This is a genomic window from Halalkalibacter kiskunsagensis (genome assembly GCF_037027555.1).
GTDB lineage: Bacteria > Bacillota > Bacilli > Bacillales > Bacillaceae_D > Halalkalibacter > Halalkalibacter kiskunsagensis.
Window position 1 is genome coordinate 1 of record NZ_JAXBLX010000074.1, and the last position, 14,172, is coordinate 14,172.

The window sequence follows — 14,172 nt, forward strand, 5'->3', positions numbered from 1 at the left end:
ATTCAAGTATATAAAAAAATACCTGTAGATAAAACACTCTTTTTCAAGTGTCCTAACTACAGGTACCATATTATTTTCAGTGCCCTCTTTTCTTAATTCACTGGCTTATAGTTAACATCCTGAGTATACCGATTTGTAGCATTCCAAAGTAAAAATTCATCGATTCCTTGTTCATTTAGCGCTCGAATTTGAGCTTCCACTTCTTCCTTACCGTAACTCTTGTAGTTCCCTGAACCTAACCATGATGCAGTAAAATCTTGAATCCAAGGTCTAGAAACTGGCGGATCGTCTAATGCTCCTAACACTTCATTTTCTACCTTCGCGTATTCTTTTGTTAATTCATACGGATGGAGATCTGGTTTAGAAATTCCAAAATAAGGTGTCCAATGACTTGGATAAATCATTGATGAGATAACATCTACATTCTCTGAAATCTTCGAGAAATTCTGTCCTATTCCAGGTGCTTCTGTAATCGTCGCTGCATACCCGAAAATATCAACCGAAACATCTATATTATAAGGAGATAATTGCTCCCTTGCATAAGCGACAAAATCTGTAACCGCCTCAACTCTTTTTTTTATATTGTCTTCGCCCTCTTTATAATCTCCAGTATCGTAGTCCAGGATTTCATCGCGACGTTCAAACCCTTCCGGAAAACGAACATAATCAAACTGTATTTCTTTAAACCCTATTTTTGCAGCTTTTTCTGCAATAGCAATGTTGTAATCCCATACTTCTTTCAAAAAAGGATTCACAAATGCTTCCCCACGATTATTTTTCCATATTTTTCCATTTTCTTTAAACGAAAGCTCTGGTTTCTTCTCAGCTAGTACTGTATCTTTAAAGACAACAATACGAGCAATAGGATACACTTCATTCTCCTCTAATGTTTCCATCAATTGTTCAGTGCTGCCAATAAAATTTTTAGAAATATCGAAAAATGGTGAGTCATTATCTGGACGATAAGTTAAATAACCATGGTCATCTTTAATGTCAATTACCATCGCATTCAAATCAGTCGAATTGATCAACTCGAGCAATGAAGTAAAACGCTGCCCTCCCGCAGAGTTTCCTGTTACGTAAATCCCCCGCACCCCGTCCTCTGGATAGATAAAAGAATACCCTGTGTCATATTCAAATCGAGCTACCTGGTCAGGCAAATCTAATTTCGTCTTCGTTACTTCCTTATGTTGATGGTCTCTTGCCTTGTTCGACTCTGTTTCTTCTGCTTGTACAGAAAATGGTGCCACAACGAAGCCAAAGATACAAAGCATGAGCACAAACATCAAATTTCTCCTCATGTATGTCTCACAACCTTTTCTTTTGGTTTTGTGTTCACATTTTTATTGTATGTATTAATCTTCATCTTTAGCATCCCAATCTTCTGGGATAGGCTCCTCCGCTTCAAGTTCTAACTGTTTTCGCTTAAGATCAAGCTGCTCTTTATGCCATAAGAAGTTTTCACGATTCACCAAATAATTTTCTCCATCAAATACCGTCTTTAGTTGTCCGCGCTTTATTTGATGATGAATATAGTCTTCTGGTAGTTCTAAATACGCCGCCAGCTCTGAAATGGTCACATACATGTTATTCCCTCCCACCAAATTATAACGTTATTAGTCAAATGTTGTCATCATTAGATTATCTTAGTAAGTAAATATAAAAACAAAAAAAGTAAAGCAGAAGCTGTCTTACATAGTCAGCTTCTGCTTTTAGGATTATATTGGTAATACAAAAAGCATTATTAGAAAGAAATGAAAGATCGACCCAGCAAGAACAAAAAGGTGCCATATTGCATGGTGAAATTTAAATCCTCGCCACACATAGAAAATCGTTCCTACTGTGTAACATATACCTCCAACAAATAGCAAGGCAGTTCCAGCTGGGGGAAGGGTTTCAACAATTGGCTTAATTGCAAAAATCGCAAGCCACCCCATCGCTATATAAAAAATGGTGGACATAAATAAAAACTTTTTCACGAAGAAAATTTTAAAGACTACTCCAATAGTAGCTATCCCCCAAACAATACCGAATAATGTCCATCCAAGTGTTCCTTGTACGACAATAAACAATAAGGGCGTATAACTACCTGCTATAAACAAATAAATTGAAGCATGATCAAAGATCTCAAATAAATCTTTTACTTTTCCTTTTGGAAATGCATGAACCATTGTTGAAGAAAAATAAAGTAAAAGCATCGTTACTCCATATATCGTGAAACTTACAACATGCCAAGCTGAGCCATATATACTTGAGTAAACAACAAGTAAAACAAGCGCCACAACACTTAGTAACGCTCCAATACCATGTGTAATCGCGTTGGCTATTTCTTCGCCTTTAGAAAATGTATGTGTTGTTGCCATGGAAAACTCCTTTCTAAACTTCCTTTAATTCATTATACACCTAAAACCCAATAGGTTCTAGCCCATTCTTCAAACAAATAGTTGCTTTCTTGACAGTAAATCTATATAATAGTTGAAATATACTTTTTTACAGGAAGATTTCTTAACAACCATAATATGAAGGAGGAATGTGACGTGAGACATGTTACATTAGTTCAATTGTTCGATCACCCGATTACACAAAAATATGTGAAACGCTCCGGGATGGCTCATGCGGTTGCTTGTGCTTATCATGCATTTCGTTTAGCCACTCAACAAGGAGTTGACCCTGACCGTGCAACGAAGGCTGCATTCCTTCACGATATCGGGCATTACACTTGGTACCGGGATGGAAAATGGGATTATGATTTATATAAAGAATATGATATTCATGCCATTAAAGGCTCTGAACGAGCTCATAAGTTACTCATACGTCTTGGTGAGCACCCTCGTACAGCAAAAGAGATCGCCTTAGCAATTTTGCTACACACTGATTCTTACTTACCAAATGGCTATTTGGAACTTAATCCCCTTCAGCACGTTGTTGCTATGGCAGACGAAGCCGATGAAGAACCAGGAGGCGAACATCATTACCGTACTATTTCTGATTTGCGAGCTAGGCGCATGCTTCAATTGCTTGATAAGAAAATTGAAGCACAACTTAATCTGGATTACCTTGAACAATCAATGTAAATATTATGTTGACTCTAACTACGATTTCTGTGGACTAGTTAAGATAGTTCGGTTCGAGTCAACATGTATAAAATTGAATTGACGTTACAGGTAAACTCATGCTACATTGAAGATAAAGACAATTAAATACCCTAAAAAGGGGAGTAGCGACCAATTGGTCAATGAGCCGTCATTACAGTGAGTAACTCACTCGGTTCGTTGAGCTTTGATTCTTTCAAAGTACGCAAGACCTTTTTATGAGAGTCTCGATTTAAGGGCAGACTTTCATAAAAGGGTCTTTTTTGTGTTAAATTTTTTTTGGGGGAGGAATTTTATAAATGGTCTTTATTGGCTTTATTGTAGCTGCTATTATCACCGTTTTAGCTGCCATTAAGTTGTCTACATATGCTGATACCATTGGAGAAAAGACATCTTTAGGAGGTATGGTCGTTGGCACCCTCTTACTTGCAGGTGCCACGTCGCTACCTGAGGTTACAACTAGCGTGTCTGCTATTGTACTTGACAGTCCTGATATTGCAGTCGGAAATGTGTTTGGTAGTAATATGTTTAATTTGTTAATCATTGCTAGCTTCGACTTGTATTTTCGTAAGCAGCAGATATTTAAAAACGCTGAGCAATCACATATTTACACAGCAAGTATTGGGTTATTGTTGGCCGTCGTCTCTCTGCTAGCACTTTCCATAAAGCTTGATTATGCACTCCTAGGAATCGGCATAGACATCTGGGTTTTAATAACGATTTACGGCATTGGCATGTGGCTTGTATCTTATCTATCCAAAAAGAACGTGCAACAACCCGTTTCAGAGCCAGAAGAATACAATATGTCAGCCATTCCTTTAAAACGAGCTATTATTGGATTTGTTATTGCAGCACTAGTGATTATGGGGGCCGGAACGTTGTTAACTGTAACAGGGGATCAAATCGCAGTTATAACGGGTCTTGGAGCGAGTTTTGTAGGGAGTTTCCTTATCGCTGCAACTACTTCATTACCAGAAGCAATTGCTGTACTTGTAGCTTTACAGTTACGAAATTTCAACCTAGCTATTGGTTCAATTTTAGGTAGTAACTTATTTAACATTTTAATCTTAGGAGCTTCTGATATATTCTACCGTAAAGGTTCAATTATTGCTGCTGTTTCTAACGTTCATCAAATTACTGCTGCAGCAGTTGGCATATTATCAGTCGTTATCCTATATGCACTAATCCGAAAACCTAGAGAGTCAACCATTCGATATGCTTTGCCATCATTATTTCTCGTTATTCTCTATTTCGTTTCATCTTACCTAATTTTCATACAATAGAGCATAAACTTCACTTTAACTAGAAATAACAAAGGGTGTTTGAAAGAAGCTACTGAAAAAAGGTTGCTTTTTACCTTTTTCAGTGGACTTTAAGCAATGAGCATTGCCGTTTTCTGATTTTAAAAAGTCCGCTATGAGTAGGGTTACTCATAGCGGACTTTTTCAGTGGCTTCACTTGAAACAAGTCTAATGAACCTTTCAAACACTCTCGATGTTTTGTATGCACTCTTTATTGAAACAAAACTAAATCCTCCATTAAATCAAATGTTAACCCTCCATTTATTCTTTGGATAATCACACCTTGTTCATCAATGACGATGGTTGTAGGTATCCCAATAATTTGATACTTTTTCATTGTTTCTCCATCTACATCGAGTAGTGGATCAAAGGATGCCCGAAAATGCTGAAGGAATGGTTTTATCTCTGCTTTGCTTTTTTCTTGACTCGTCATATTAATAGCTAAAAAAGTTGCACCTTTCTCTTTTAACCGTTTTTCCATTTCTACAATCACTGGCATTTCTTCTTGGCAAGGGTGACACCATGTCGCAAAGAAATTTAGTACTATAGGCTGTCCGATATAGTCATCAAGTGAAACTTGCTGTCCATTAAGAGTTGTCAGTTCAATAGGAAGAGCTTCTTGCCCGACTTGTACTCCTGGTTGAATAGATGCAGCAACCGACTCTTCTAATTGTTGAAACACACTGTCAGATTGACTATACATAAACCCAACTCCACATAAAAGAAAGATCAGAATACTTCGGTAAAACGCTTGCTTCTTTTTCATGGATCACGCCTCTTTTCGTTCTAATTCAAGATTGTTATAATGTAGCGTATGTCCAAATGACCAAAATCATGCGAAAAGAGGAAAATGCTTTGTCCAAAATTCAAATAATGCAGTTAATTGCTGTTATTTCACTCGTTATTTTTGTATTCATATCTTATCAAAATGATACGACCATCTCTTGGCTTTTTTATGTCCTAGCTATTATTAATGTAGTCTTATGGATTTTAAGGTTATTAGAACGAAGAAAAACTGATTGAGATAACGTGTAATAGAGGATGTTCAAAAAGGAAAACCACCTTTTTTTCATTTAGGCAATGGCTTCTCTCGATGCGCGCAGGGTCTAAGAAACCCCTACTTAAAACCCTGCATCGGCTTCGCTCATTGCTACGAGGGTGTTCAAAAAGGAAAACCACCTTTTTGAACACCCTCTTGCATGTTTTCTTTGAGTTTCGTACATATTATTTGTACAGCAAATTCTAAACAAGGAGGTATATTTATGAATCATCTGCTAGCGAAAGTTAAGGAATTTAGCTATCAATTTTTAGATCTCCTCTTTATTTTAGAGTACGAAGATATGCATAAAGACAAGAAAGCGACCAAGAATCAAGATAGCCTGGAGCCTTTATCTGAATCAAAACCTTCTATAAATTAATTGACATGTCACCAAAAAGATCTAATCGTAACGGACTTACGATTAGATCTTTTTGGTTATAGCATGACATGAAAGGCATCCTTTTTAATAGAAACAGCAGTAGGAGTTTGACCCATCATTTCACCATCAGCCGTAACGTAAAGGGGTTCGTCACTGTCAACGTGAATTGATTCTACTTGAATATAGTCAACTCCGCTCATTGAAACATGCTTCCCTTCAAATACATTTGCAAGTATAAATAGTAACCGCCATTTAGGAAGGCTATGAATGATACACATATCTAATTTTCCGTCGTCACTCATTGCATTAGGACAGATTTTTATCCCCCCACCGTAAAATGCGTGATTAGCAATCGCAATTAACCATACTTTCTCGAAAACTTTCTCTTCATTATTTAACGTAAGTCGAATAGATGATGGCTTATACGTTAAGAGTACTTTTAAAATAGTTAGAAAATAAGCCATTCCTCCAAACCATTTTTTCATTTTCATTTTGTTTACTTCATCTGCTACTTTTGCATCGAATCCAATGCCTACAACTGTCATACAATGTCGGTCACCGATCTCTAACAAATCAATTTTCTTTTGTTCATTTTTTAATAATTTCTCAACTTCTTTAACATAATCTTTTGTAATTCCGCGTGCTCTTGCATAATCATTTCCTGATCCTGTTGGAATCACACTAAAAGGCACCGAAGTTCCAATCAGTTGGTTCATGATTTCATGGATCGTTCCATCCCCTCCTAGTGCTACAACTGCGGTGATATTCTTTTTAGATTGTAGCAATTTAGTAAGATACTTTACTACGTCGTCTTTGGTATCCGTAATTAAAACATCATATTCTACGTTCTTTTCGTTCAACATTTTCTCAATTTCAATCCAAACTTTTACAGAGCGTCCTTTCCCCGAAGTTCGATTAACAAGAAAATAATACAAGTGCCACACGCTCCTTTTTGCTCGTAGTCTTTCCAATAGTCTACTCAATATACGATGATATTCATTCCAATTTTAAAGGAAAAATATGAATAATATACTTTATTTTGCACAAATTACAAGTAATTAAGTACGTTCTGCCATATATACGTAAGGAGGTGATAGAGATGAATGCATTGCAATTTAATTTTACTATTCCAAAGTATATATTTACGAAAACAATCGGTCGCTGGTTTCCTTCTGTTCATTGGAACCCACTTTTTTCCTGTCTGATATGGGGAGAAACAGAAGAACCGACACTCCCAAATGACGACTGGGCAAAAATCAAAGTAAAATATGGTGGCATTTGTGGCAGTGACATGAATTTATTGTTTCTTCATGACAGTCCAACTACCTCTCCGTATGTTTCCTTTCCTTTCACCATCGGACATGAAGCAGTTGGCAAAATTTCAGAAGTAGGGAAAAAAATTAGTCATCTGCATGAAGGGCAAAGAGTTGTTGTCAATCCAGTTTTATCTTGCGAAAGCCGGGGGTTAAATCTATGCCCTGCATGTGAACGAGGCGACGAAAGCTTATGCCAACAAAAAACAAAAGGATCAGTAGAATCAGGATTACTGATAGGAGCTTGCAAGGATACGGGAGGTAGTTGGAGTCCTTATTTTGTTGCCCATAAAAGTCAAATAATCCCTCTGCCAGATGAAGTAAATGACCTTAACGGAGTATTAATTGAACCTTTCAGTTGCGCGTTACATGCTGTATTACGTAATCCACCCAAAGCAGAAGACAAAGTATTAATCATTGGAGCAGGGGTAATCGGACTCTCTGTTGTTGCTGCGATTAAAGCACTTGATTTTTCATGCAACGTTTCTATATTAGTTAAGCATCCTTTCCAAGGTGAAATGGCAAAAACGCTTGGAGCAGATAATGTACTATATTTAGATGAATCTTATGTGACTAATACAGCTGATGCTCTTGGCGCGGAGACTTTAAAGCCTTTATTTGGTCCAGAAGTCATTCAAGGAGGCGCAAATATTGTTTATGAATGTGTCGGAAAAAAGAAAAGTGTTACAGATGCTCTTCGATTTTCCGAAAGCGGCGGGACGGTTGTTCTACTTGGGTTGGCTAGTATTATGAAACAAATTGATTGGACGACTGTCTGGTTAAACGAATTAACGATTAAAGGTTGCTTTGCTTATAGTACAAACGAGTTTGAAGGGCAGAGAATGAATACTCTTCAAATTGCCATTGAATTAATGAAAAGAGGAAAAGTTGATCTATCACCTCTTATTACCCATCAATACCCTCTTCATGACTATAAAATAGCTTTCAATACGATCACGAAAAGAAACCGTGAAAATGCTTTGAAAGTTATTTTCAACCATGATCAAACTACTGTTGGAGGTTAGCTATGAAAAACTTTATGTTAAGTTCAAACGCAACTAGTCCCTTTCTACAACAATTATCAAAAGGACTAGTGTCAACCTTTTCAAAGAATGGTTTTACGTATACAGATAATCCAGATGATCCTCTTAAACTCGTCTTTCATTTTGTAACTGAAGACAATATCAAGCCATTTCGTCGTAAAGCACAAGCAACATTTGTTGTTGCTGTGCTTGAAAGCAATGGACAACCTTATGATCTTTTTACAGAAGTGTATCCTTTTCTCATTCGCTCTTTAGCCAACCATTTTATGTATGTGAATCACCGTTTTGGCAAGACAGATGTCCATTTTTTAACTCCTGAGCAAGGCTGTTATTCGCTCACGTTTAATCAAGGTGATGATGAACAGGAATTTCTAGACAAAATATACAAGCGCCTAGAGCCGTTAACTTGCTCTAGATTGGTCATTGACAATCAATTTTCTGAAGATCTCCCTAAACAACTTTGGAAAGGTGATCGAGTTACGACTGAATTAAGTCAATCTGGCAAGAAACTAGATGATATGGATTTACTCCCTGCTCCATTTCCATTAGATCAGTATTTAAGTGAAAGAGACATGCGCCACTTAAATAAACTTTATGGTCTTGGTGGCTTAAGTTATGGGAACTTAAGTGCAAGAAGTGATGAAGATCATTTTTGGATGAGTGCAAGTGGAATTAATAAAGCGAATATGAAGGAAATCGGAAGAGATATCCTTTATATTAAAGGATATAATAATACCGAGAATCATATCGAAGTTAGCATCCCGCCGAATGTAACCCCAAAACGAGTATCAGTTGATGCGATTGAACATTGGATGATTTATAAAGAGCATCCCGATGTTGGTGCCATTGTTCATGTTCACGCTTGGATGGACGGTATACAAGCAACAGAAATCAATTATCCTTGTGGTACACTTGAACTCGCCGAAACAGTTGCTTCATTAATTAGAGAATCTGACAATCCTTCAGAAACCATTATCGGCTTAAAAAATCATGGATTAACAATTACAGGTCCATCACTTGAGAATATTTTCAATCGAATTGAAGGAAAAATCCAGCGCCAAGTTCCAATGTCTTAAAATATAAAAGGGTGACCTTCTAATTTGAATGTCACCCTTTTATAGAACTTGTTCTGTTCGAACTAATTGTTTAATTACATGAGCTATATGCTTTGCCGCATCTGGCTTTTTCAGTTTTTTCGCATTTAATACTAGCTGCTTGTATGTCTCTTCATCAAATAAAATCCCCTGCAAAAGCTCTGATATTTCTTCAATACTTTCAGCTTTAACTGCTGTTCCAAAGTCCATTAAAAACTGTGCGTTATCTTCTTCATGCCCTGGAACCGGTTGGTAAATTAAGATCGGTGTTTCACAAGCAAGCGCCTCAGACATGGTTAGTCCACCTGCTTTTGATACAACAATATCACTCGCCCGCAAATACTTCGTAAACTGTTCTGTATAGGGGATGACATGAATACGATGCTTACTATCATATTCATTAATTTTCTGTTCAACTCGCTTATTTGTTCCTGTCATACATAATATTTGTAGCTTTTCATGAATCGATTCTAGGGAATGCAAAATTTCTTCGTACTTACTAAGACCTAACCCTCCACCTGTAATAAGCACCGTTTTTTCATCAGGTTGTAGCTTTAAATCATTCCTTATCTTCCATCTTGGAATATTTATATCTGGTGTCTCTTTAATTGGTATACCTGTACAAAACAACTGTTCAACTGGCAAATTATGTTCAAAGGCAAAATGATCGATATGAGGAGAAGCAGTAAAATACCCATCAATCTCTGGTCTTACATAAGCCGGATGAAGATACAAATCTGTTATTACTGTATAAAGTGGTAAAGACAAGTTTTTCCTTTTCTTTAGTTTTGCTAAAAAAGCAGTAACAAATGGGTGAGTTGAAATCATGACAGTAGTTCTTTGCATATCTATAATCGAATTCAACCTCGCACAAAAAAATGTTCCGAGTTGATCCAATAACAAAAACCACGAATATTCCTCACTATATCGATATAACCTTCCCCATAAACGTGGGGTTTTTTTTATCATCCGTAAGTAAAGTTCCAAAAATGTTTTGTGTAATATCGGATGGATGCAATGGAAAGTATCAACAATAGTAACTGTTTCGCCTTGTAGTTCAAACTGCTCTTTCAAAGCTTTCGAAGCTTCGTTATGACCATTTCCTATTGAGGCAGAAAAAATGGTTATTTGACTCATAAGCGAACCTCACTTCCTTGAATCATATACAACATGATAAAGTTAGTGTTAACTTTTTCTTAAAGAACATTCATTATCTTATTTAAAAAAACCGAAGCACAAAACAAACGAACGATTACCTATTTTTTTTTCAAACAATCTGATATGATTTGGTGTATATACAATTTGAACTATTGTTAATGGAAGGAATGACAAGAATGAAAACCGTATTTTCAGGGATTCAACCGAGTGGTACGTTAACTCTTGGCAATTATTTAGGAGCGATGAAACACTTTGTTGATATGCAAAATGATTACAATTCTTATTTTTGCATTGTCGATCAACATGCAATTACTGTTCCGCAAGATCGATTAAAGTTACGAGAGAACATTCGCAGCTTAGCAGCATTATACTTAGCAGTCGGCATTGATCATGAGAAAGCAACTCTTTTTATTCAATCCGAGGTGCCGGCACACGCGCAACTTGGTTGGTTAATGCAATGCGTATCTTACATTGGCGAACTTGAACGAATGACTCAATTTAAAGATAAATCAGATGGAAAGGAAGCCGTGTCTTCGGCCTTGCTCACCTACCCACCACTTATGGCTGCTGATATTCTTCTTTATAAAACTGATATTGTTCCTGTTGGAGAAGATCAAAAGCAACATCTTGAACTTACACGTGATCTCGCTGAACGTTTTAATAAAAAATATAACGATATCTTTACGGTTCCAGAGGTTCGAATTCCAAAAGTCGGCGCTCGTATCATGTCATTAAACGACCCAACTAAGAAAATGAGTAAATCAAACCCAAACCCGAAAAGTTATATTTCCATGCTGGATGACGTTGCAACGATCACAAAAAAAATCAAAAGTGCCGTTACAGATACAGAAGGTACCATCCGTTTTGACCGTGCTGAAAAACCAGCTGTTTCTAATTTGCTTTCAATATACTCCCTCTGTTCAGGTGAAACGATTGAAGCAATTGAAGAACGTTACATCGGAAAAGGATATGGCGACTTTAAATCAGACCTTGCCGAGGTTGTTGTTAACACATTGCGTCCAATCCAAGAACGTTATTATGAGCTAATTAATTCAGAGGAACTTGATGACATTTTAGACCATGGTGCCAACAAGGCACACAATGTAGCCTCTCGCATGATGGAAAAAGCGGAACGCGCCATAGGGTTAGGACGCAAAAAGCGTAAATAAATTATTGAGTTATTTTAATATAAAGCAAAGGAAGAACAAAAAAACTCGCTCATATGAGTGAGTTTTTTTCTATGTTTTTCCGGTCAAAATAAAAAAGGACGGAAAAACACCGTCCTTTTTGTTTCTAGTATCCTGCGTTTTTTTTCATAATTTTCCCGACGAAAAATGAAAGTCCGAGTGTTCCTACAAGTAATACAACCGTTAGGATTTGCATTACAGTATATGCAAAGTTATCCATTGTTTCCCCTCCTCTTACAATCAACAGTTCTTCATATATTATAGGAGAGTTCTGAATCATTGTAAATGCCTAAGAAAAAGCACGTTTGGCTATTTCTTAGGCATTAGTATGCATTTTTAAGTTATGTCCTATACTTGTTCACAAACTATTCATTATTTAACACTAGCTCCGTGTTCAAGCTCCCAGAGTTTTTCAAAGAAAGCTTGTCCCCTCACCATTGCTTCGCATAATTGAAGATGTCTGTCAGTCCACCCTGAACGTATTTCTGAATAAAGTTGTTCCCATGCTTCATCTCTCGTTAGCATTTGAATTCTAACATAGTCATTCGGGCTCCATTCTGTATACCAGTATCGAACCTCAGCATCGGTACCTGCTGAATAAAGTTGATCTAACGCCATGTATAATAACTGCTTTAATTGACGTTCTTTTCTCGTTAGACCATTAAGATCTTCTGGATGGGGCGAAAGAATATGATACTCTTTTTCTACATGATCAACCATCTCGAATTGTGTAAATTGATTTTGCTTCAATTGTTCATAAACCATTTGTTCTTGTCTTGGGGTTAATCGACTTTTTCGAATTGGGGTTTTGTACCCCATTGTATCAATTGCAATAATTCTTTCACCATCTGTTGCAATAAAACAATAATCAAGCTGGATACGCGACATATTTTTTCGAAGGTAGCTTTGTTGATGGACCTCAGATAATAATGGTTCTGGTAAATCAGATAAATCATTTTCAATGTAATGGAACAGTTCTACGCTTACAAATACAAGGATCGCTTGATCTAACACTTCTATCCGATCATCACTACGCCATTCATGAAACTCACAAACATTGTAACCATTCTCTTCACCTTCGAACCAATTGACCCATACGTCCCTGATATGGACCATAGAGAACCCCCCTCACTGTAATTCGCTTTGTATCCACAGTATAGGCAGGGGACAACCAGTTTATTCCACACTCTCTCAATTCATTCCAAATTTATTCATGATTTTTTCCGATCGCGATTACGTTTTGTGGGAAATATTATTGAAATAATGATCATCGCAACACCGATTAAGAACAAATAAAATTCAATTCTTTCAATTAAAAATAGTAAATAAGCAGAAAATTGATACCCTGCTATTAATAAATTTAAATAAGCAAGGATACTCACACCACCTACAACCGCCAATGTAAAACCAACCATTAAAAAAAACAATCGAATCATGAGCTATCACGCCAAACGGCTATCATAAGTTTCGCTCCTCTCCTACAGTGAAAATTGAACGTTCAAAAATCAGGTCAGCAGATAAACCTAATAAGTTAGATGTTGTATCCCTTTGGGTTGTAGCAGTATTAACAATTTTGTAACCTGTATAATACCCTAACCATAGAGGAATACCTCCTTCTTTGCTTCCATAAAGAAACGGATGATGATTTTTTCTTCCTTTCAATTGCAAATTGGGACGAATCCACCTTTCAAACCAAACATCATTCCAAACATGATCATACCGGTATGTCCATGCTGCACATGCATGAGGGCCTACTTCTTCTTTTACGGCAAATTCAGCCAGCCCCTCCATGACAAGTGATTCGAGTAACTTCATCGAATCTTCAGGTTGTTTTATTGTTTGTAAACGACATACATGATGGTATTCATGTGTAATAAGAGCAAGTAAATCTTCTTTTGTTACATTTGCCTTAATAAATAAAATGATGGCATGCGGCAATGACAAACCAGTTTTCCCACCTAATTCATCACTAAGAAATGTATTGTCATCATTCATTGGAAGAGTATAAATTTTAATATCTGGACCATTCCATTTCTCTTTCAGTTTTTGAAATTGCTGTTGAACAATCGCCCAGGGGGACGTCTCTTTCCACCTGTCATATACTAATTCAATGGATTGGCCAGGCCGAAATAATCCCATTTGCAAAAGGTATTGATGAAGACCGGCTTCGTCTTTTGTTGAAAATACTTCACACAGTGGTCTGGTGATAACATCACGTTGGCAGTCATACTGTTCTTCTAATGTTTTTGTTTTTTTCGATTTAATTTTGTAGGCACGTAACCACTTATCTGTTCTTACAACCCCCATATGATGACACCCCTCCTTATTATTACTATATGAAGAGTTTGTCTATAATGAACCAATTTCTACCTTGTTTTTTATATTTATTCAATATTTCATCATGAGCCTAAGAAGCAAAATGATGAACGAAAGAAAGGAATTCTGAATCCAATAATAATTTAGTAAACAATAAAGGCTAGGATAATCAATATGATATGCTCCCCTAAAGGTAGACAGATTAAAAAATAAAAATCTGTTTACCTTGGGGGAGCTTTTTCTATGCCTA

16 protein-coding genes are annotated in these 14,172 nt (G+C 36.7%); 7 read left to right on the forward strand and 9 right to left on the reverse strand.

Going from position 1 to position 14,172, the window contains the following annotated elements; translation table 11 throughout:
• Nucleotides 1-92: 92 nt before the first annotated feature.
• The 3 genes from SLH51_RS23550 to trhA all read right to left on the reverse strand — a co-directional run bounded on the left by SLH51_RS23550 (nucleotide 93) and on the right by trhA (nucleotide 2,363).
• Nucleotides 93-1,286 carry a putative glycoside hydrolase gene (locus tag SLH51_RS23550; RefSeq protein WP_335964014.1) on the reverse strand — a complete coding sequence of 398 codons (1,194 nt, stop codon included), beginning with the start codon at nucleotides 1,284-1,286 and terminating at the stop codon, nucleotides 93-95.
• Nucleotides 1,287-1,355: 69 nt separating this feature from the next.
• Nucleotides 1,356-1,586, reverse strand: a complete 231-nt coding sequence (locus SLH51_RS23555; RefSeq protein ID WP_335964016.1) for an excisionase family DNA-binding protein — start codon at nucleotides 1,584-1,586, stop codon at nucleotides 1,356-1,358.
• A gap of 132 nt (nucleotides 1,587-1,718) precedes the next feature.
• Nucleotides 1,719-2,363 carry a PAQR family membrane homeostasis protein TrhA gene (gene trhA, locus SLH51_RS23560; RefSeq protein WP_335964017.1) on the reverse strand — a complete coding sequence of 215 codons (645 nt, stop codon included), beginning with the start codon at nucleotides 2,361-2,363 and terminating at the stop codon, nucleotides 1,719-1,721.
• Nucleotides 2,364-2,537: 174 nt separating this feature from the next.
• On the opposite strand from trhA, the gene SLH51_RS23565 reads away from it, so the two are divergent.
• Complete coding sequence (locus tag SLH51_RS23565) at nucleotides 2,538-3,074, forward strand: HD domain-containing protein (RefSeq protein WP_335964019.1); 537 nt, start codon at nucleotides 2,538-2,540, stop codon at nucleotides 3,072-3,074.
• Nucleotides 3,075-3,391: 317 nt separating this feature from the next.
• The gene (locus SLH51_RS23570) at nucleotides 3,392-4,375 is read left to right on the forward strand and encodes a sodium:calcium antiporter (RefSeq protein ID WP_335964020.1); all 984 of its coding nucleotides are present in this window, start codon (nucleotides 3,392-3,394) and stop codon (nucleotides 4,373-4,375) included.
• A 229-nt stretch (nucleotides 4,376-4,604) separates the two neighbouring features.
• Here the strand turns inward: SLH51_RS23570 and SLH51_RS23575 are convergent, their stop codons facing one another.
• Nucleotides 4,605-5,159, reverse strand: coding sequence for a TlpA disulfide reductase family protein (locus SLH51_RS23575; RefSeq protein ID WP_335964021.1), 555 nt, complete (start codon nucleotides 5,157-5,159; stop codon nucleotides 4,605-4,607).
• Nucleotides 5,160-5,248: 89 nt separating this feature from the next.
• On the opposite strand from SLH51_RS23575, the gene SLH51_RS23580 reads away from it, so the two are divergent.
• Together SLH51_RS23580 and SLH51_RS23585 are read left to right on the forward strand one after the other, a co-directional pair.
• Nucleotides 5,249-5,416 carry a hypothetical protein gene (locus SLH51_RS23580; RefSeq protein ID WP_335964022.1) on the forward strand — a complete coding sequence of 56 codons (168 nt, stop codon included), beginning with the start codon at nucleotides 5,249-5,251 and terminating at the stop codon, nucleotides 5,414-5,416.
• A 239-nt stretch (nucleotides 5,417-5,655) separates the two neighbouring features.
• The gene (locus tag SLH51_RS23585) at nucleotides 5,656-5,811 is read left to right on the forward strand and encodes a hypothetical protein (RefSeq protein ID WP_335964024.1); all 156 of its coding nucleotides are present in this window, start codon (nucleotides 5,656-5,658) and stop codon (nucleotides 5,809-5,811) included.
• A 56-nt stretch (nucleotides 5,812-5,867) separates the two neighbouring features.
• On the opposite strand, the gene SLH51_RS23590 is transcribed toward SLH51_RS23585, so the two are convergent.
• Complete coding sequence (locus tag SLH51_RS23590; protein ID WP_335964026.1) at nucleotides 5,868-6,746, reverse strand: diacylglycerol/lipid kinase family protein; 879 nt, start codon at nucleotides 6,744-6,746, stop codon at nucleotides 5,868-5,870.
• Between the two features lie 164 nt (nucleotides 6,747-6,910).
• Here SLH51_RS23590 and SLH51_RS23595 point away from each other — a divergent pair, with 164 nt between their 5' ends.
• The gene (locus SLH51_RS23595) at nucleotides 6,911-8,149 is read left to right on the forward strand and encodes a zinc-dependent alcohol dehydrogenase (protein WP_335964028.1); all 1,239 of its coding nucleotides are present in this window, start codon (nucleotides 6,911-6,913) and stop codon (nucleotides 8,147-8,149) included.
• Nucleotides 8,150-8,151: 2 nt separating this feature from the next.
• Nucleotides 8,152-9,243 carry a class II aldolase/adducin family protein gene (locus SLH51_RS23600; protein ID WP_335964030.1) on the forward strand — a complete coding sequence of 364 codons (1,092 nt, stop codon included), beginning with the start codon at nucleotides 8,152-8,154 and terminating at the stop codon, nucleotides 9,241-9,243.
• Between the two features lie 39 nt (nucleotides 9,244-9,282).
• On the opposite strand, the gene SLH51_RS23605 is transcribed toward SLH51_RS23600, so the two are convergent.
• The gene (locus tag SLH51_RS23605; RefSeq protein ID WP_335964031.1) at nucleotides 9,283-10,398 is read right to left on the reverse strand and encodes an MGDG synthase family glycosyltransferase; all 1,116 of its coding nucleotides are present in this window, start codon (nucleotides 10,396-10,398) and stop codon (nucleotides 9,283-9,285) included.
• 197 nt (nucleotides 10,399-10,595) lie between these two features.
• Between SLH51_RS23605 and trpS the strand changes: the two genes are divergently transcribed.
• The gene (trpS, locus tag SLH51_RS23610; RefSeq protein WP_335964032.1) at nucleotides 10,596-11,588 is read left to right on the forward strand and encodes a tryptophan--tRNA ligase; all 993 of its coding nucleotides are present in this window, start codon (nucleotides 10,596-10,598) and stop codon (nucleotides 11,586-11,588) included.
• Between the two features lie 390 nt (nucleotides 11,589-11,978).
• On the opposite strand, the gene SLH51_RS23615 is transcribed toward trpS, so the two are convergent.
• From SLH51_RS23615 to SLH51_RS23625, 3 genes are all read right to left on the reverse strand, one after another.
• Nucleotides 11,979-12,722 (reverse strand): YjbA family protein, encoded by a 744-nt coding sequence (locus SLH51_RS23615; RefSeq protein WP_335964033.1) that lies wholly within the window; start codon nucleotides 12,720-12,722, stop codon nucleotides 11,979-11,981.
• Between the two features lie 95 nt (nucleotides 12,723-12,817).
• A complete protein-coding gene (locus SLH51_RS23620; protein ID WP_335964034.1) occupies nucleotides 12,818-13,042 on the reverse strand; it encodes a YuzI family membrane protein in 225 nt (74 codons plus the stop codon).
• Nucleotides 13,043-13,064: 22 nt separating this feature from the next.
• Nucleotides 13,065-13,913 (reverse strand): DUF2268 domain-containing putative Zn-dependent protease, encoded by an 849-nt coding sequence (locus tag SLH51_RS23625; RefSeq protein ID WP_335964035.1) that lies wholly within the window; start codon nucleotides 13,911-13,913, stop codon nucleotides 13,065-13,067.
• Nucleotides 13,914-14,172: the final 259 nt, after the last annotated feature.

What these genes read in the sequence shown, in the direction of transcription:
- SLH51_RS23550 (WP_335964014.1), bottom strand. Translation starts at nt 1,286, where the DNA reads ATGTTTGTGCTCATGCTTTGTATCTTTGGCTTCGTTGTGGCACCATTT.
- SLH51_RS23555 (WP_335964016.1), bottom strand. Translation starts at nt 1,586, where the DNA reads ATGTATGTGACCATTTCAGAGCTGGCGGCGTATTTAGAACTACCAGAA.
- trhA (WP_335964017.1), bottom strand. Translation starts at nt 2,363, where the DNA reads ATGGCAACAACACATACATTTTCTAAAGGCGAAGAAATAGCCAACGCG.
- SLH51_RS23570 (WP_335964020.1), top strand. Translation starts at nt 3,392, where the DNA reads ATGGTCTTTATTGGCTTTATTGTAGCTGCTATTATCACCGTTTTAGCT.
- SLH51_RS23575 (WP_335964021.1), bottom strand. Translation starts at nt 5,159, where the DNA reads ATGAAAAAGAAGCAAGCGTTTTACCGAAGTATTCTGATCTTTCTTTTA.
- SLH51_RS23585 (WP_335964024.1), top strand. Translation starts at nt 5,656, where the DNA reads ATGAATCATCTGCTAGCGAAAGTTAAGGAATTTAGCTATCAATTTTTA.
- SLH51_RS23595 (WP_335964028.1), top strand. Translation starts at nt 6,911, where the DNA reads ATGAATGCATTGCAATTTAATTTTACTATTCCAAAGTATATATTTACG.
- SLH51_RS23600 (WP_335964030.1), top strand. Translation starts at nt 8,152, where the DNA reads ATGAAAAACTTTATGTTAAGTTCAAACGCAACTAGTCCCTTTCTACAA.
- SLH51_RS23605 (WP_335964031.1), bottom strand. Translation starts at nt 10,398, where the DNA reads ATGAGTCAAATAACCATTTTTTCTGCCTCAATAGGAAATGGTCATAAC.
- trpS (WP_335964032.1), top strand. Translation starts at nt 10,596, where the DNA reads ATGAAAACCGTATTTTCAGGGATTCAACCGAGTGGTACGTTAACTCTT.
- SLH51_RS23615 (WP_335964033.1), bottom strand. Translation starts at nt 12,722, where the DNA reads ATGGTCCATATCAGGGACGTATGGGTCAATTGGTTCGAAGGTGAAGAG.
- SLH51_RS23620 (WP_335964034.1), bottom strand. Translation starts at nt 13,042, where the DNA reads ATGATTCGATTGTTTTTTTTAATGGTTGGTTTTACATTGGCGGTTGTA.
- SLH51_RS23625 (WP_335964035.1), bottom strand. Translation starts at nt 13,913, where the DNA reads ATGGGGGTTGTAAGAACAGATAAGTGGTTACGTGCCTACAAAATTAAA.